We start from the raw sequence: 17,362 nt of genomic DNA, 5'->3' as shown, positions 1-17,362 counted from the left end.
TGCTGGTAAATTACGTTTAACTCGGCATTGATTATACCACCTAACTTATTGTTAATCAAGATGATATATCGTTTTTTTGTGATGCTTTTCTTAACTTAATGACATTGGGTTGCAAACCTGAACCCGCAAATGTAGTTTCCAGTGCCATTACGTTCCCAAACATGAATTTGGAAACGAGTTGGCTTAGGTCGTTTAATAGATTACGCTGAATAGTTACTATTGCAGCATTCATAACCATTTTATTCTTTGTCGTACCAATGTTTTTATATAGGATTGCAAAGATGAGAAAAAAGCCTACCGAAAATAAAACAGACGCCGAACTCCGCAGAAAAGCATTAGAAAAACTCAAACCTGATACAATACCCGTCGGGAACCTTTCGGAAGCGGAAGTCCGTAAACTTGCCCATGAATTACAGATATATCAGATCGAGCTTGAAATGCAGGCGGAAGAACTTCGCAAATCCCAAACCCTGCTCGAAGAATCCAGGCAAAAGTACTTAAACCTGTACGACTTCGCCCCTGTGGGATATTTTACCCTTAATGAAAAAGGATTTATCCAGGAGATAAACTTTGCAGGGGCTTCCATGCTTGGTGCAGAGCGGCATTTGCTGATAAACAAACCTCTCTCAAAATACATCGCAAGGGAGGACGCTGATCTCTTTTACCTGCATCGGAAAAGAGCGTCTGAAACGGGAAACAAAGAGATCTGTGAACTGAGGATGCTTAAAGGAGACCAACCGTTTTATGCGCAGCTCGAAAGCCGTGCTATTCCGGATTCCAAAAACAACATTAACCAGTATCTTATTGTCATAACCGACATTTCCGCGCGTGTACAGGCGCAGATAAAGCTGAAAGAAATAAATGAGACACTTGAGCAACAAATAACTGAACGTACAAAAGAACTCTTGCAGTCAAAGAAATTAGAATCAATAGGCATTATGACAACAGGCATAGCGCACGGGTTTAACAATATCCTTGCAATCATAGACGGAAAGATACAGATGTTGATGCGGGAAAATAAAGGCAGAGAAAAATTACTTGATGAATTACGTTTCATTCGCAAATCTGTCAAGAATGGGGCTGAAATTGTAATTAATATGAATAAATTTGCCCGGGCGAGGGAAGATAGTGACAGGTTCGTAGCAATTGATTTACGGCAAGAGATAAAAAGCACGATTAATCATACGCGTCCAATATGGAAGGAGTGTGCAGAAAGAAAAGGAATCGCCTATACCATAAATTTGGATGGCGTTAAACACGTTTCATGCATTAAGGGCAATCCTTTGGAATTGCAGGAAGTAATGATTAACATCATCAATAACGCCTTTGAAGCCATGCCGGGGGGAGGAACGCTTTCATTTTCTACAAGGGAAGAAAACGGAAGCGTCGTTTTGGAGATTTCTGATACGGGCACTGGCATGGACGAAGAAACGCAGACAAAAATCTTTGACCCCTTTTTTACCACTAAGGAACGTGACACCGGATTGGGAATGAGTATTGTTTATGGGACTGTCAAGCGGCACGGGGGCAAAATAATTGTGCAAAGTCAAAGGGGAAGAGGCAGTACCTTTATCCTAAGTTTTCCCGCCGTGAAGGAGTCGCCTGGTATTACGAAGAGTGATCATGAACCGGGCAAAGCGTTGCCAGGGAAAAAGGGCGGGGGAAACCGCATACTTATCGTAGATAATGAGGCAACTCTTGGAAAAGTATTGAGCAGATTCCTTACGGGAGAAGGCTATAAGGTTGTTTTTGTTGATAATGGCGCCGGGGCGTTGGACCTTCTAAAAAAGGATGAATTTGATCTCGTGTTATGCGACCTGGGCATGCCAAGTATATCAGGGTGGGATATTATGAATGTAATAGCTGGTATGACTAAGAAACCAAAGATCGGCATAATAACAGGATTCCTGAACACTTCGGATACCTTTCCGGGCAAGGATACGAAATCGGATTTTGTTATAAACAAGCCCTTCGAATTAGATGATGTGTTGCGCTCAATTAATGATTCATTAAGAGATTGATATTGCAATCCTTGTATACAAGAATGGATGCGCCAATGCTATGGATTTTAGTTTGACAACGGATATGGCAAACCATAAAAAGCCGACATTATCTGTAATATGCTAGACTATAAATAAAATTAATATAGGAGGTGACCATGTCTAAACAGGAAAAACGGATACTTGCGGATGCTTTAGAATTACCGCCTGTGGAACGTGCAGAGCTTGTTGAACAACTTTTGTCTAGCTTTGAATTTCCTTCCCGGGAAAAAGTTGATGCTTTATGGGCAAAAGAGGCCGAAAGCCGTATTGATGCATTTGAGCGCAGAGAAATAGGTACTATTCCCGCAAAGGAAGTATTTGAAAAAATAGAAAAAACAATGGAAATGTAACATTCTGTAACACTTTAGCTTTTTGAAAAATTCCAATAATCGCAGTGTAGGGGCGAAGCATTTGCCGTAAATTGTCATAAATGCCTTCAAACCCAAAGGGGGCAAATGCTTCGCCCCTACTTTTTCAAAAAACTAAGGTGTTACTACGTTTTGGATTTGTTTTGAATTTTATGCCTTGTTAATTCGGATTTGTTTCGTATTTCGTACTTCGAATTTCGTATTTTTTATTTCTTGGTCTCAGACGTTTGTACAACGGAAAATCCACAATGGGGGAAATACCAGTGCGAGTTTTTTTAACAGGCGTGGGTTGTGTAGGCAAGACGACGACCGGCAGGGCTTTGGCAGATCTTCTGTGTGTGAAGTTTTTTGATGTGGACGATGAAATCGAGACCTTCTTTGAGATAAGTATCGAGCGACTACAGGCAAGATTCCTTGGAAATATTCGACAATAGGGTACGATGAAAAGCCTTTGTTGGATTTCGCAGACCAACCCAACGTAACTGCCCCTCCGGGACGAAAGGCGTTAGTACCTTATCGGTAATTTTTTCGCATTTTTTGACAAAATCGGGAATGCTCCCGTTGGCGGTAGAAATTATTATAAAAACCCCAACTTACCGAGAAGTTACGTTTCTTTTACTTTTTTTCAGGAGGATATTAAAATGTCAGAACTTGCATTAAAAAAGTGCGTACCCTGTCAGGGAGGGGTGCCGCCTTTAAAGGGCAGTGCACTTAAGGAATTGCAGAAACACCTGCGTGGATGGGACGTTATTGAAGAGCATCATTTATACAAGATTTTTAAATTTCCTGATTTCAAAACTGCGCTTACCTTTACAAACAAAGTGGGGGAAATTGCTGAAGAAGAGGGGCATCATCCACAAATATGCCTGACGTGGGGAAAGGTGGAAATCAAGATTTATACACATAAGATACAAGGACTTACCGAGAGCGATTTTATCCTTGCCGCGAAGATAGATACCATAAAATAACCTTGAGTCAACCATTGCTCCAACCAATCCAATACCTTAACGGCATAGGGCCTAAACGAAGCAAAATTATCAGGCGATTAGGCATAAAAACGGTCCATGATTTACTCTATTACTTCCCCCGCGACTACAATGATTTTTCTAAAATACAGAAGATTGCTGAAGCTAAGACAGGCGACAGCATTACCATCCAAGTCACTATTAACGGCATACAAAACAGGGTTGCCCGAATGGGGAAGACCATTCTTGAAGTCTTTGTGAGCGATGAAACAGGCGCAATAGCGGCCACCTGGTTTAATCAACCGTTTCTTGTAAATAAATTTCGCATTGGAGATCGCCTGTTCCTGCACGGGAAGGTTAATTCGTTTAAATATCTCCAATTGCTCAGCCCGGAATATGAGATCATTCGCGATGGGCAGGCGGGCGTGAATGAATGGGGCATTATTCCCGTTTACCCTCTTACCGAACATATAAGCCAGTCCCAATTACGAAAAATTATCCACTCTGCAATACAAGAATATGTGGATTTGCTTGAGGACTCCTTGCCTCCGCCCCTCATAAAAAAATACAATTTTCTTCCCGTAGCGGATGCCATAAGACATATTCATTCCCCCCCTTCAATGGAGCTTTTAAACCGCGCCAAAAACCGGCTGGTTTATGAGGAAATGTTTTCCCTTGAGATGGCAATGGCGCTCAGGCGTTACCGTATTAAAGGGGAGCCTGGAATCCCCTTTAAAGCAGGGGCGAATGTGGACGCCCACATTCGGAATATTATCCCCTTTACCCTCACGAAAGCGCAGGAAAGGGTAATTTATGAAATCAGGGAAGATATGAAAAGTGACAAACCCATGAACAGATTGCTTCAGGGGGATGTTGGTTCCGGCAAAACGGTTGTTGCTTTATATGCAGCCTTGATTGCGGTAGCAAACGGATATCAGGTGGCCTTTATGGCGCCCACGGAACTACTGGCGCAACAGCATTTTCGCACGCTGCAAAAATTCTTATCAGGATCGCAGGTCAGGGTCTGTTTATTAACCGGCAGCGGCAATGCAGCACATAAAAAAAATGTCATTGCCCAGGTAAGCGATGGCGGGATAGATTTAATTGTCGGGACGCATGCAATCATAGAAGAATCCGTCTCGTTTAAAAAACTGGGGCTGGCGGTGATCGATGAGCAGCACAAATTTGGCGTTCTGCAGCGCCTCAAACTACGGAAAAAGGGCGCAAGCCCTGACGTGCTTATTATGACGGCGACGCCAATCCCCCGCACGTTGTCGCTAACCCTGTTTGGCGACATGGATATTTCAATGCTGGACGAAATGCCTCCGGGACGTATTCCGGTAAAGACATTTTGGGTTTCAGAAAATAAGGAAAAAGCCGCTTACGATTTCATCCGGGGTGAAATATCAAAAGGAAAGCAGGTATTTGTCGTCTATCCGCTTGTGGAACACTCGGAAAAACTGGATTTAAAATCAGCCATCGCTGAAGCAGAGCGGCTGCGGAACGAAATATTTCCCGAATGCAAAGTAGGACTGCTTCACGGCAAGATGAAACCCGCGGAAAAAGAGCAGGCAATGGCCGATTTCAAAGAAAGGCGGTATGATATTTTAGTTTCCACAATAATTATTGAGGTGGGCATTGACGTCCCCAATGCCACTATAATGGTAATTGAACATGCGGAACGGTTCGGCCTGGCGCAATTGCACCAATTGCGCGGAAGAATAGGGAGAGGCGGGAAACAATCATACTGCCTGCTTTTTGGTACGCCAAAAACAGCCCTGTCGCGTGACCGGCTCAGAACAATGGTAAATACGTCTGACGGGTTTAAAATAGCGGAAATGGATTTCAGGCTGAGAGGCCCCGGAGAGTTTTTTGGCACGCGGCAGCACGGTTTGCCGGAATTAAAGATAAGCAATATCTTTCATGACTTCTCCCTGCTACAAAAGGCCCGGAAAGATGCGTTTGAAATTGTTTGCCGCGACCCTTCTCTTTCTGCGGAAGAACATCAAAAAATAAAGACGAAGGTCGTGGAAATGTTTAAAGACCGGTTAGATTATTTACTATAGTACCTTGGCGGCAGTCGGGGCAGTCTACAGTCTACAGTCGGCAGATTGAGGATTGCGGACTGCTGACTGAGGACTGAGGACTGAGGACTGAGGATTGAGGATTGATAACTGAGGACTGTTCTCGCTGACCTCTGACCTCTGACCTCTGACCTCTGACTTCCGGCCTCCGACCTCAGACCTCAGACCGTCAAATCCATTCCCTTCGACAACGCAGGGTAAAATTATAATTGCCATACGTATCAATATTTATTATCTTCTAGCAGATATGAAAAAGTATATTTATATTGGCATTCCATGCGTATTGGTAATCATAGTAACCGTAATTTACCTGCTTAAAAAAGAAGAAACCGTCAGGTTTGAGACGGCTAAAATTGTTAAGGGCGATATTCAAAAATATGTGGTTGCCACAGGCACAATAAATCCTGTAAGAACAGTGATCATCGGCAGCCAGGTCTCAGGCCTTATTTCGAAGCTGTACGCAGATTTTAATTCCGAGGTGAAAACGGGCCAGACCGTGGCGCAGATAGACCCGACGCCCTTCGAACATCAGGTCAGGAAGGCGGAAGCCGCCCTTGCAACCGCGCTTGCAAAACTAAAAAGATCGAATGCCGTTTTAAGAAATAGCCAGAGGAAATATCATCGCGCGAAAAAATTATACTCAAAACAGGTCATTTCCATTGATGAATTTGATGAGTCCCGAACCTCTTACGAGACAAGCCTTGCGGACGCTGAACTTGCGAAGGCTGAAATAATGCAGGCGGAGGCGTCTCTTGCAATAGCAAAAACCGATCTGGGGTACACGGTAATTATTTCTCCTCTTGACGGCATAGTGATTTCAAGGGAAGTGGACGTTGGCCAGACGGTGGCCTCCAGTTTTCAGACGCCCACATTATTTACCATAGCCAAAGACCTCGTCAGTATGCAGGTGAATACAAGCGTTGATGAGGCGGATATCGGCATGGTTGAGGTGGAGCAACGTGCAAAATTTAATGTTGACGCCTTTCCTGAAGACGTTTTTGATGGCAAGGTAACAGAAATTCGTATGTCGCCTATTATTTTTCAAAATGTCGTAACCTACGATACCATTGTCAGCATAGACAACTCTTCCCTAAAACTCAAGCCGGGAATGACTGCAAATACTTCCATTTTAGTGGCAGAAGCAAAAAACGTATTAAGCATTCCAAATGCCGCGTTACGTTTCACTCCGTCAAAAACCATAAGGGATAAAATCGGTAAACCGGAAGGAAGCGAAAGCGAATATGATGGGAAAAATTATTCACCTATCTGGATACTGAAACACGGAAAACCGGCAATGGTCATGGTAAAAACCGGAATAAGCGATTACGATTTTACGGAGATTGTTGAGGGGGAAGTAAAAGAGGGAGATGAAGTTATCATTGCGGAAATAACCGGTAAATCCGCCGCGAAAAGCCCCCAACAGATTCCCTGGACCAGGGTGGGAGGAGGCCGGCGCTAGGCCTTATCGGTAATTTCTTTGCATTTTTTATTTCATTATTGTTTGGTTCTGGCTATGCCAGCTTATGATATATGCAGGAAATAATACAATTAGATTCCATTTATAAAATATACGAAATGGGGGAGATTGCCTTTACTGCTTTAAACAACGTTTCTCTCTCCATTAAAAAGGGAGAGTTTGTTTCCATTATGGGGGCTTCTGGTTCGGGAAAATCCACATTGATGAATATACTCGGATGTCTGGACATCCCTACGAAGGGAAGATACTTTTTTGAGGGGGTAGATGTTTCACGTTTTTCAAAGAATGAACTGGCGGAGATCCGGAACAAAAAACTCGGTTTTGTATTTCAGAATTTCAACCTTCTTGGAAGAACAACTGTATTGGAGAACATAGAACTCCCGCTTATTTACGCGAAAAAACTAACGAAAAGCTCCGAACATAAAATCTATGAAACAATCCGGATACTGGGTCTTGAAGGACTCCATAAAAATTATCCCAGCCAGCTTTCCGGCGGCCAGCAGCAACGCGTAGCGATTGCAAGGGCAATTATCAACAACCCTTCTCTGCTTCTCGCGGATGAGCCTACCGGCAATCTTGATAGCGCTACCAGCAAAGAGGTAATGAACGTCCTTTGCAAACTGAACCGTGAAATGAATCTTACCATTGTGCTCGTAACACATGAAGAAGATATCGCAGGACACACACACAGAATAATAATGCTGAAAGACGGCAGGGTATTGAGAGATTCAGAGACGCACTCTTCCTCGTCCGTTTCTTCCATGTCCTCTATGTAACTAAGGATGTATAAGCCCTTATAATACATAAAAATTGTAACACTTTGGTTTTTAAAAAAAACGTATTACCGATAAGCTCCGTCGGAGGAGCAACCTGTTTGTAGATAGGATACCATAACAGATCGTAGAGACAGGTTTGAAACCTGTCTCTACAATTAGGAGCGGCCTGTCTTCCCGTCAATCATATACAGGCCGCTCCTATGGAGCTATTTACCTGTTGAATTTTATTGCGCTACAAACAGATCGCCCCTAAGGGGGCTACATTGTTTTTTATGTCCCCTTGTATTTTTCAAATAACTAAGGTATTAAGAATTATTTTATTAAAAACAACCTCCTTTTTCCTCCTTTATTAAGGGGGACTTTTGCGGCCGTTTGCTTAACTTAATGACATTGGGTTGCAAACCTGAACCCGCGAATGTAGTTTCCAGCGCCATTACGTTCCCAAACATGAACATGAATTTGGAAACGAGTTGTGCTTCGGTAGTTTAATAGATTACGCTGAATAGTTACTAAAAAACACGAAATTCTAAGTACGAAATACGAAATGCTAAATGCTAAATTTCAATCCTCCCCCTTGCACTCCCAGCGTGGGACATTCTTCCCTTTGGAGGGGGTAAGGGGGAGGATTTTGAAATTTAGCATTTCGTACTTCACCATTAAATATTTTGCCAAAAAATGCAAAGAAATTACTGATAAGGTACTAATTTGCTGCCCCTCTCTTGCAAATGCTCCGATTATGTCCGTTCTTCAATGCGGATTCCTTCTGCGTTCACAGTGACGGACAATTACCATTTTACAAATATCATAAAGTTCTTTTGAGTGATACAGCGCTTTCTGGTAGAATTACTTACAAGAATTAACGGTATAAAAAATAGTAATAGTTCACGTGGCGTGGAGAACAGCCCCCTAAAATAAACAAGCACGAAGCACGAAACAAATTCTAATGACAAAATGATTTGAAATTCTAAACAAGCGCAGCTTTTGTATTTCGTGCGTTGTATCAAACCGGCTGAACTGAGAGACGTAACAAAAATGGCGTCTGACCATAAATCTTTATCTGTTTATAGCGTGTTCTTTTGAATAATAAATCATAGGAGTGTACATGTTCAAAGACTTAAAAAAAATGAAGTTTAAAATGCCGAAAAAGTTTTCTATTTGGCACATTATTATTGCTTTTGGGTTTCTCATACTTATCCAAATGTATTTAATGAACCCTGGGGTAAGGAATATCTCGTACAGCGAATTTAAGAAATTAGTGCGCGAAGATATGATACTGGAATGTCATATATCACATACTGCTATTCAAGGCAAATTAAAAGAATATGAACGCGGCACTAACAAATACGCAATCTTTATTACGGCACGGATAGATGATCCTGAACTGGTAAGCGAATTAGAAAAAATGGGGGTGAAATACGAAGGACAGTACGAAAGCCCCTGGTTGAAAACATTTTTCTTTTCATGGATAGTCCCCTTATTAATACTGTTTTTGATCTGGCGCTTTGTATTTAAAAGATTCGGGCCTGCCAGCAGCATTATGACTTTCGGGAAGAGCAGGGGGCGCCTTTACGTCCAGGAAGACTTAAATGTTACATTTGACGACGTAGCAGGCATAGATGAGGCAAAAGAGGAATTGCAGGAAATTATAGAATTCCTGAAAACCCCTGAAAAATTTCGTGCCATAGGCGGCAAGATACCAAAAGGGGTGTTGCTTGTCGGCGCTCCGGGAACAGGAAAGACCCTGTTGGCAAAAGCCGTGGCAGGGGAAGCGGGCGTGCCTTTCTTCAACATGAGCGGCTCTGAATTCGTTGAAATGTTTGTTGGCGTAGGCGCCGCAAGGGTGAGAGATTTGTTTAATCAGGCAGACCAAAAAGCGCCGTGCATTATCTTTATTGACGAACTTGACGCCCTTGGCAAGGCCAGGGGGCAAAGCCCCATGGGGGGGCATGACGAGCGCGAGCAAACATTAAATCAGTTGCTGGTGGAAATGGATGGTTTTGATTCCAATAAAGGTGTAATTATCATGGGGGCGACAAATCGCCCTGAAACGCTGGATACAGCCCTTTTAAGGCCAGGCAGATTTGACCGGCAAGTTGTAGTTGACAGGCCGGATTTGCACGGACGCGAAGCAATACTCAATGTGCATTCTGCAGACGTAAAGATGGAAAAAGACGTGGACTTACACTCTGTTGCCGCAATGACGCCTGGATTTGTCGGGGCAGACCTGGCAAACCTTATCAACGAAGCCGCATTGCTTGCCGCAAGAAGAAACAAGAAAGCTGCAGGCATGCCTGAATTTGAAGAGGCAATTGACCGGATTATGACAGGGCTCGAAAAGAAGAAGCGCCTTATGAACCTGAAAGAGAAGGAAATCGTTGCTTACCATGAATCCGGCCATGCCCTTGTAGCGTGCTCGGTTCCAAACGCGGACCCTGTCCGGAAAATATCTATGATTCCAAGGGGTATAGGCGCCCTTGGTTATACCTTGCAGAAACCTACGGAAGACCGCTATTTGATGACAAGGGCAGAACTTCTCGACAGAATAGCAATATTGCTCGGAGGCAGATCAGCGGAAAAGATTATTTTTAATGAAATATCAACCGGCGCCCAGAATGACCTGAAAAAAGCGACAGAAATCGCCCGAATGATGATTAAGGAATACGGCATGAGCGAAAAAATGGGACTGGTTGCTTTTGATCAAGGCGACAGGCAATCGCTTTACGGTCTCTCCTTTGAAAAAGAATACAGCGAAGAAACAGCGCGGGAAATAGATTTAGAAATAAAAAGAATCATGGACGAATCGTTCCAGCGGGTAGAAACAATACTGCTTGAAAAAAAGATGATTTTGCAGAGAATGGCAGAAAAACTCATCGAAGAAGAGGTCATAGAAGGAGATGACCTGAAAAAATTCCTGGAAGAACTCAATAAAACCACAGGAGAAAATACTCCAACGGAAAAAGAATAATCATACGCCCCTGCCCCCAGTACGAGGTACGATTTACGATTTACCATTTTTAAATCGTACTTCGTACCTCGTAAATCGTACATCTTATTTCGTACATCTAAAAACGGTAGAGTTTTATAAAACATGCATCTTATGCCTAACGACAATTTACTTCCCTATCTTCCCGATCCCGGGAAATTTCCAGCGGACAAAATCATAGGGATTACGTCCACCATTCCCATAGAGATCGTCTTTGCCGCAGGATATGTACCTATCGATCTTAACAATATATTCATTTGCGATATTGCGCCAAATAAAATGATTGAGGATGCGGAGCTGGCTGGTTTGCCCAGAAACACATGCGCATGGATCAAAGGCATGTATTCCGCTGTGAAAAAATACTCAATTCGAAAGATTATCAGCGTGATTCAGGGTGATTGCAGCAATAATCAGGCGCTTATGGAGGTTTTTTTGTCGGAGGGCATAAAAACCATTCCTTTCGCTTACCCCCACAGCAAAGCGGATACATCCTTTCTGCGTGATCAAATGGAGTCGCTTGCCGCAAACCTGGGAGTTTCTTACGGGAGAGCGGAAGAAACAAAGAAGCGTCTGGATTCGGTTAGAAGCATAATCCATGAAATTGACCGGCTTACGTGGATGGAGAATCTTGTCACAGGCGATGAAAACCACCTGTGGACAGTATCAACGAGCGACTTCATGGGAGATTTTGAGACATTTGGCGAACTTGCAGGGAAATTCCTTAAATCGGTATCCGGACGGGAGCCAATCAAACATGTAATAAGGCTCGGAGTTGTCGGGATACCTCCCATTTGTGAAGATTTGTACCCCTTTCTTTCCTCCCTTGGCGCACAGGTAGTATTTAACGAAATTCAGCGTCAGTTCAGTATGCCATACCAGTCAGATACTCTTGTGGAGCAGTACAGCCGCTATACCTATCCATACGATATTTTTTCGCGTTTAGAGGATATTCAAGAGGCGGTAAAACAGAGGAGAATCCATGGCGTCATTCATTATGTGCAAAGTTTTTGCCACCGGCATATTCAGGACAAGATCATTAGGAAAAATATACGACTGCCGATCCTTACCCTCGATTGTGACCGTCCCGGCCCATTGGATGGGTCGATGAGAACCCGTATTGAGGCGTTTATTGAAATGATAAAAAGTTGTAGCACTCTTTAGCCGGAGGGACGATTTCCGATTTACGAAGTACGATTTAAAAGGGAGCCTTCCCGATTTTTTGTAAATATAGTCAAAAAAATAAGGTTTTCGGAAGATGAATAATAAAATTTATTGCAAGGGTAGTACAGGCATTCCTGCCTGTATTCCGCACAGGCAGGAATGCCTGTGCCACCCATCTATTGATACCTGGATTGTATATTAAATTTTAGAAAAATAGATACTTCCAGGCGGGTTCAGGTTTGTAACCTGAACCTATGAGTTTATGCGTACAATGGGGTCATGTACTTAACTGTGGCAAAAACCCTGTTTGGTATCTGGGATTTATTTGTCATTTTCCTGCTAATAGAAGGCTGGATTGGAAGCATAAAACGTTTGGTTCAGGTTACAAACCTGAACCCGCGCAGGCAAGATGCCTGTGCCACCATTACGTTCCCGAACAGCAGTTTGTGGGGGGAGTATTTCCAGTTCTTTGCAAATATTCGCACCTGACTGCCGTCTGGCAGGTATTGTATCACAAGGATTTTGCTTGATTAACCCTGACATGGTTTGGAATCCTGTCAGGGTTGTTTCTTCCTAACCACGTTAACAGTTACAAAAAACCGGGAATGCTCCCTCTAAAATCCCAAATCCCAAATCGTACTTCGTACGTACGTATTTCTTACAACGTAAAGAGCCGCATAATATCATTGCGTGTGGCGTAGATAACCAGTGAAATAATCATGGCGAAACCAATATACTGGGCAATCGATAGCGTTTTCTGGCTGACCGGAGAACCCTTGATTTTTTCAATTAACAGGAATAATAAATGTCCGCCATCCAGCACTGGCACCGGTAAAATATTCAAAAGCGCAAGTTGAAGGCTTAAAATCCCTAAAAAATATACCAATTTCCCCATGCCGACTTTTGCGGATTCATATGACGCCTGGGCAATAAGGATAAATCCACCGACGTTTTTGGTTGAAAGTCTTTGGGAAAAGAACCCCCTTAGCGTAAGATACAGTCTTTGTACATTTATAACTGCTTTTTTTACGCCTACTACGCATGACCCAAGCAGCCCATATTGTTTAAGTTCTGTTTTTTCTCTGAATTTCACACCAATGCTTCCTGCCGCTGTTTCACCATTTTTTTGAGGCGCTATGGCAGATGTTAATTTTTCAGTTCCCCGCATCCACCCAATGGTGATGGGTTTTCCCTGTCCCGATACTACCGCCTGAAGGAGTTCGCTCCAGTGATGCAGTTCTTTTTCATTCAGGGAAATAATTTTATCGCCGGGTTGCAATCCTATCTTTTCCGCAGGAAATCCCGGAACAACGGAATCGATTGTCAGTCCATAAAATGGGGTAATGCTTTTTAAAAATTCTTCTTTTGCGCCAGCATCTTCTAACGGTACAGAAACTAATATAATTTTGTTGTTTCTCTTTACGGTCAGGATGCATGTTTTATCTTCGTATTCCATGAATGCGTTCTTAAAACCGGTAAAGCCTATAATCGGAATGGAATTAACCTCAATTATTTCATCACCCTTCATCAATCCTGCTTTACTGGCAATACTGTTATATTTCACGCCGTCTATAATGGAAGAAGCGCCGGACAAGCCAAGCATCCACCGTGATATTTTAGATGGAGTTGCTTTTACCTCTATTTCTTCGCCGTTTCGTGACAGGGTAAGGGTTATTTCTTTGCCTGCGCTCTGTGATTCTACTTCACGAAATTCCGATTCAGAGATTATCCGTTTGCCGTTTACTGCCACAATGAGGTCTTTTACCTGTATTCCGGCATCCCTTGCAGGCGACTCATTATTTTCAAAGGCAAATATTTTATCAATCTCCAGGCTGGTCGCGGGCATGATTCCGATGCGCTGAAGGCCATGCTCCTGGTCATACATCGGTATTACCTCTGTATGGAAAACATCGTTACCCCTCTTCACCTTAATGGGAATGCCGGTAGTGGTGTTGCTCAACGCGACGACAGTAAAAATGTCTTCGAAGTCAGGGTCATCAATGCCCCCGATTTCTGTAATTTTATCGCCTCTCTGTATCCCTGCCTGCCAGGCGGGCTGGCCGGGAATAACATCTCCTACTTCGGAAGTAATAAAAGGCACCCCTATCTGAAATGCGACAATAAAGGCAACGAATGCCAAAAGAGCGTTTAACGCAACGCCGGCGACTAATACCGATGCACGTTGTCCTATACTTTTGGAGGAAAATTCATAGGAAGCGCCGGTTTTCTCCTCGTCAGGGTTTTCTCCTGCCAATTTTACGTATCCGCCAAGCGGGAAAAGGGACAACCGATACTCGGTTTCACCCCATTGTTTTTTCAATATGGCAGGGCCAAATCCCAGCGAGAAGGCAAGGACACGGGCGCCAATTTTTTTTGCCATGAGAAAATGTCCCAGCTCATGGATAAAAATAAGCAGTCCGATGCCTGCAATAACGAGAAGTACGTTTGTTGAAACATTTAAGTAAGGCATTTTTTAATCTCCTGTCTTGCCCATGCGTCTGCCGCCAGAATCTCTTCCAGGCAAGGGTCTTTGATAAAATGGTGATAATTTATAACCTTTTCCACAAAGGAGGCTATTTCGGTGAAGCGAATTTTCTTTTCAAGAAAGGCCTGCACGGCGACTTCATTTGCGGCGTTTAGCGTAGCGCCAATAGTGCCGCCCTCTCTGACCGCAAGATAGCCGAGCTTTAATGCGGGAAATTTTTCCCTATCCGGCTTTTTAAAGGTAAGATTTTCTATGCGCGGCAAGTCCAGCGGTTCAGCATTAAGATTCGCCCTTTCAGGGAACGTTAAGGCGTATTGAATCGGGACCTTCATATCCGGCATGCCCATTTGGGCAATGACGGAGCCGTCACAAAATTCCACCATAGAATGTATAATCGATTGCGGATGTACTACCACATCAATTTGGTCAGCCCCCAGATTAAACAGCCACTTTGCTTCAATAATTTCAAGGGCCTTGTTCATTAACGTCGCAGAATCGATGGTGATTTTCTGTCCCATGCGCCATGTCGGATGCTTAAGCGCCTGAGCAGGCGTTACATCTGCAAGTGTATCGGCTGGAAAATCATAAAAAGGGCCGCCCGAAGCGGTAATGATAATACGCCTGATTTCGTTTTGCCTGCCGGACTGGAGGGCTTGGAATATTGCGCTGTGTTCACTATCCACCGGCAGTATCTGATTCTTTTTTGCCAACGGAATGACAATATTCCCTGCCATAACAAGGGCTTCTTTGTTGGCAAGGGCAAGGATTTTCCCCGCTTGTACGGTTGCTATAGCGGCGGATAATCCGATTGCGCCAACTACCGCTGAAACCACGATATCCGCTTCGCTCTTTAAAACAATTTCTTTGAGGCAATTGATTCCGCTGATTACTTCTATCTGCCTGTCCGAAAGGCATTGTTTCAGTTTTCCGGCTAATTGGGGGTCGCTCAACGCTACGTGCGATGGATTAAACTCTTCCGCCTGCCGGGCAAGGAATTCCCACTGCGAATGGCTGGAAAGCCCGGTTACCCTGAAGGAGTCTTTTAAGTTGCGCACAACGTGTAGGGCATTTTTTCCGATAGAACCTGTAGAACCAAGGATAGCAACGTTTTTCATCATTATTTCATAAGGGAAATTTCTTCCAAAAGCTCATCCACCATCCGATCTTCCGGTATTTTCCTTACCTTTTCTCCCTTTTTGAAAAGAAACCCAAATCCCTTGCCTCCGGCAATACCGATATCGACCTCCCTAGCCTCTCCAGGCCCATTTACGATACACCCCATAATGGCTATCTGAAGATGTTTTTTATCGTTTGGCAGGCGGTGTCTTACCTGTTCAACAATTTTAACAAGGTCGATTTCGCACCTGCCGCACGTTGGACAGGAAATAAGATCCGCACGCCGCCGTTTGTAAAGCCCGAGCGCTTCGAGGATGTCAAAGCCTGCCTCTACTTCAAGTTCCGATGCGCCGGTATAGGAAACCCGTAACGTATCGCCAATGCCCTCTGAAAGTAATCCGCCGATACCGATTGCGGATTTAATGGTTGCCAGACTTGGAGGGCCGGCAGCGGTAACGCCCAAATGTAATGGATAATCGCATTGTGTTGCAATTGAACGGTATGCTTCCAGGGTTGAAGGCACGTCAGACGCCTTTAATGACAATACAATATCCTTGAAACCAAGCGATTCAAAGTGCTCGCAATACTGCAAAACGGTTTTGACCATTAAAGCCGTCAGCTCCTCATGTATCCCTACGTCCCGTATTGAACCGGAATTAACGCCTATGCGGATAGGGATACCCTTATCCTTTGCGGCTTTTATTATTTCTTCCAGTTTTTTCCGGTCTTTCATATTGCCGGGGTTGATGCGTATCTTGTCAACTCCCTGTGAAATGGCTTCAAGGGCAAGGTGATGTCCAAAGTGTATATCTGCAACAAGGGGTATGTTTATCTGCCGTTTAATAGCGCCAAGACATTTTGCAGTAACAATTGTGGGAACGGCTACCCGTACGATATTGCAACCGGCAGCTTCCAGCTCTTTAATCTGTTTAACGGTCGCATCAATATCCTCCGTGTGGGTCTTCGTCATTGTTTGCACGGAAATCGGGCTGTTTCCCCCCATCAATACTCCGCCAACATTGACTGTTCGCGTATTGCGTCTTTTAATCATAAATATAGTGAATCTAAGAAAATAAAAATAAACAATGATATGGTCTCAACGTTACAGAAAAAGTTCACAAAATTTTTTGGAATGCAGGATATTTGAAAAACCGGGGACAATGAAGGTAACGTGTCAATTTTGTAAGTTTCAGTAAATACGTGACTTAATATAAAGCAAAGAAGAAATTATAGTAGGTATATGCCGATTTTGTCAAATATTAAATTATACTTCAAGAGGTCTTTTTTCATAAGAAACCCGATAAGAGGGATACTGAAAAGCCTAGCGACTTTGTTGGCACTGGTCGGGCGGAGGGCACAAATCGTTTCCAAATTCATGTTTGGGAATGTAATGGCACTGGAAACTACATTCGCGGGTTGCAAACCTGAACCCGCCGGAAAAACTAAAGTGTTACAAGTAAAATGTTTTTGTCCTTGTATTTCGGAATTTGTTTCGTATTTCGAATTTTAATCTTCTTTGCATGGATGCCCATTATGCCGCATCCACACGTATTTGACACTCATGCATACGCCAAGAGGTTAAAAGCTGTTGGCTTTACAAAAGAACAGGGAAAGTCCTCCCTTGAGGGTTGTAGAAAGTCCTCCCTCTGGGGGGATTTAGGGGGGTTCTTAATTATAATGTAGGCAGTAATATATAATAATATAATGTAAGCTTGAGGCGCGGCCAGTCCGCAGTCTTCAGTCCACAGTCCACAGTCCTCAATCGGCAATCTGCAATTTGCCGACTTCTGACCTCTGACCTCTGATTTTTTAATTTGTGCAATCATAATCTGTGAAATCGGTGAAATCTGTGGTTTCGTCTGTAATATTTCATACGTATCAGTCCCAGCCTTCCAACGTTAACCC

The 17,362-nt window shown here is 43.5% G+C and carries 13 protein-coding genes; 10 read left to right on the top strand and 3 right to left on the bottom strand.

Annotation, left to right across the window (positions count from 1 at the left end; all coding sequences use genetic code 11):
• Positions 1 to 281 precede the first annotated feature (281 nt).
• The 10 genes from ABJL82_RS11410 to ABJL82_RS11365 all read left to right on the top strand — a co-directional run bounded on the left by ABJL82_RS11410 (position 282) and on the right by ABJL82_RS11365 (position 12,345).
• Entirely contained in the window at positions 282 to 2,021 is a 1,740-nt protein-coding gene (locus tag ABJL82_RS11410) for an ATP-binding protein (RefSeq protein ID WP_347274820.1), read from the top strand.
• A gap of 137 nt (positions 2,022 to 2,158) precedes the next feature.
• Positions 2,159 to 2,392: an addiction module protein gene (locus ABJL82_RS11405; RefSeq protein WP_347274819.1), complete on the top strand. Its 234-nt coding sequence runs from the start codon at positions 2,159 to 2,161 to the stop codon at positions 2,390 to 2,392.
• 266 nt (positions 2,393 to 2,658) lie between these two features.
• Positions 2,659 to 2,844 (top strand): shikimate kinase, encoded by a 186-nt coding sequence (locus ABJL82_RS11400; RefSeq protein ID WP_347274818.1) that lies wholly within the window; start codon positions 2,659 to 2,661, stop codon positions 2,842 to 2,844.
• 207 nt (positions 2,845 to 3,051) lie between these two features.
• A complete protein-coding gene (locus ABJL82_RS11395; protein WP_347274817.1) occupies positions 3,052 to 3,378 on the top strand; it encodes a 4a-hydroxytetrahydrobiopterin dehydratase in 327 nt (108 codons plus the stop codon).
• A gap of 14 nt (positions 3,379 to 3,392) precedes the next feature.
• The gene (recG, locus tag ABJL82_RS11390) at positions 3,393 to 5,441 is read left to right on the top strand and encodes an ATP-dependent DNA helicase RecG (protein ID WP_347274816.1); all 2,049 of its coding nucleotides are present in this window, start codon (positions 3,393 to 3,395) and stop codon (positions 5,439 to 5,441) included.
• A gap of 265 nt (positions 5,442 to 5,706) precedes the next feature.
• Positions 5,707 to 6,918: an efflux RND transporter periplasmic adaptor subunit gene (locus ABJL82_RS11385; protein ID WP_347274815.1), complete on the top strand. Its 1,212-nt coding sequence runs from the start codon at positions 5,707 to 5,709 to the stop codon at positions 6,916 to 6,918.
• Between the two features lie 71 nt (positions 6,919 to 6,989).
• Complete coding sequence (locus ABJL82_RS11380; RefSeq protein ID WP_347274814.1) at positions 6,990 to 7,712, top strand: ABC transporter ATP-binding protein; 723 nt, start codon at positions 6,990 to 6,992, stop codon at positions 7,710 to 7,712.
• Positions 7,713 to 8,814: 1,102 nt separating this feature from the next.
• The gene (gene ftsH, locus ABJL82_RS11375) at positions 8,815 to 10,677 is read left to right on the top strand and encodes an ATP-dependent zinc metalloprotease FtsH (protein WP_347274813.1); all 1,863 of its coding nucleotides are present in this window, start codon (positions 8,815 to 8,817) and stop codon (positions 10,675 to 10,677) included.
• A 132-nt stretch (positions 10,678 to 10,809) separates the two neighbouring features.
• A complete protein-coding gene (locus ABJL82_RS11370) occupies positions 10,810 to 11,856 on the top strand; it encodes a 2-hydroxyacyl-CoA dehydratase family protein (RefSeq protein ID WP_347274812.1) in 1,047 nt (348 codons plus the stop codon).
• A 291-nt stretch (positions 11,857 to 12,147) separates the two neighbouring features.
• A complete protein-coding gene (locus ABJL82_RS11365; protein ID WP_347274811.1) occupies positions 12,148 to 12,345 on the top strand; it encodes a hypothetical protein in 198 nt (65 codons plus the stop codon).
• A gap of 169 nt (positions 12,346 to 12,514) precedes the next feature.
• On the opposite strand, the gene rseP is transcribed toward ABJL82_RS11365, so the two are convergent.
• The 3 genes from rseP to ispG are packed head-to-tail and all read right to left on the bottom strand — an operon-like array spanning position 12,515 to position 16,508.
• Positions 12,515 to 14,326, bottom strand: a complete 1,812-nt coding sequence (gene rseP, locus ABJL82_RS11360) for an RIP metalloprotease RseP (RefSeq protein WP_347274810.1) — start codon at positions 14,324 to 14,326, stop codon at positions 12,515 to 12,517.
• Positions 14,314 to 15,459 carry a 1-deoxy-D-xylulose-5-phosphate reductoisomerase gene (locus tag ABJL82_RS11355; RefSeq protein WP_347274809.1) on the bottom strand — a complete coding sequence of 382 codons (1,146 nt, stop codon included), beginning with the start codon at positions 15,457 to 15,459 and terminating at the stop codon, positions 14,314 to 14,316. Before ABJL82_RS11355 ends, rseP begins: the two co-directional genes overlap by 13 nt.
• Positions 15,459 to 16,508 carry a flavodoxin-dependent (E)-4-hydroxy-3-methylbut-2-enyl-diphosphate synthase gene (gene ispG, locus ABJL82_RS11350; RefSeq protein WP_347274808.1) on the bottom strand — a complete coding sequence of 350 codons (1,050 nt, stop codon included), beginning with the start codon at positions 16,506 to 16,508 and terminating at the stop codon, positions 15,459 to 15,461. The genes ABJL82_RS11355 and ispG overlap by 1 nt, the downstream gene beginning before the upstream one ends.
• Positions 16,509 to 17,362: the final 854 nt, after the last annotated feature.

The organism is Candidatus Kuenenia sp. (assembly GCF_039794105.1).
GTDB lineage: Bacteria > Planctomycetota > Brocadiia > Brocadiales > Brocadiaceae > Kuenenia.
The sequence above is the reverse complement of the archived record's forward strand: the minus strand, read 5'-3'. Positions and strand labels throughout refer to the sequence as shown.

Excerpts from the sequence above, each read along its gene's own strand:
- ABJL82_RS11410 (WP_347274820.1), top strand. The coding sequence starts at position 282 with ATGAGAAAAAAGCCTACCGAAAATAAAACAGACGCCGAACTCCGCAGA.
- ABJL82_RS11405 (WP_347274819.1), top strand. The coding sequence starts at position 2,159 with ATGTCTAAACAGGAAAAACGGATACTTGCGGATGCTTTAGAATTACCG.
- ABJL82_RS11400 (WP_347274818.1), top strand. The coding sequence starts at position 2,659 with ATGGGGGAAATACCAGTGCGAGTTTTTTTAACAGGCGTGGGTTGTGTA.
- ABJL82_RS11395 (WP_347274817.1), top strand. The coding sequence starts at position 3,052 with ATGTCAGAACTTGCATTAAAAAAGTGCGTACCCTGTCAGGGAGGGGTG.
- ABJL82_RS11385 (WP_347274815.1), top strand. The coding sequence starts at position 5,707 with ATGAAAAAGTATATTTATATTGGCATTCCATGCGTATTGGTAATCATA.
- ABJL82_RS11380 (WP_347274814.1), top strand. The coding sequence starts at position 6,990 with ATGCAGGAAATAATACAATTAGATTCCATTTATAAAATATACGAAATG.
- ftsH (WP_347274813.1), top strand. The coding sequence starts at position 8,815 with ATGTTCAAAGACTTAAAAAAAATGAAGTTTAAAATGCCGAAAAAGTTT.
- ABJL82_RS11370 (WP_347274812.1), top strand. The coding sequence starts at position 10,810 with ATGCCTAACGACAATTTACTTCCCTATCTTCCCGATCCCGGGAAATTT.
- rseP (WP_347274810.1), bottom strand. The coding sequence starts at position 14,326 with ATGCCTTACTTAAATGTTTCAACAAACGTACTTCTCGTTATTGCAGGC.
- ABJL82_RS11355 (WP_347274809.1), bottom strand. The coding sequence starts at position 15,459 with ATGATGAAAAACGTTGCTATCCTTGGTTCTACAGGTTCTATCGGAAAA.
- ispG (WP_347274808.1), bottom strand. The coding sequence starts at position 16,508 with ATGATTAAAAGACGCAATACGCGAACAGTCAATGTTGGCGGAGTATTG.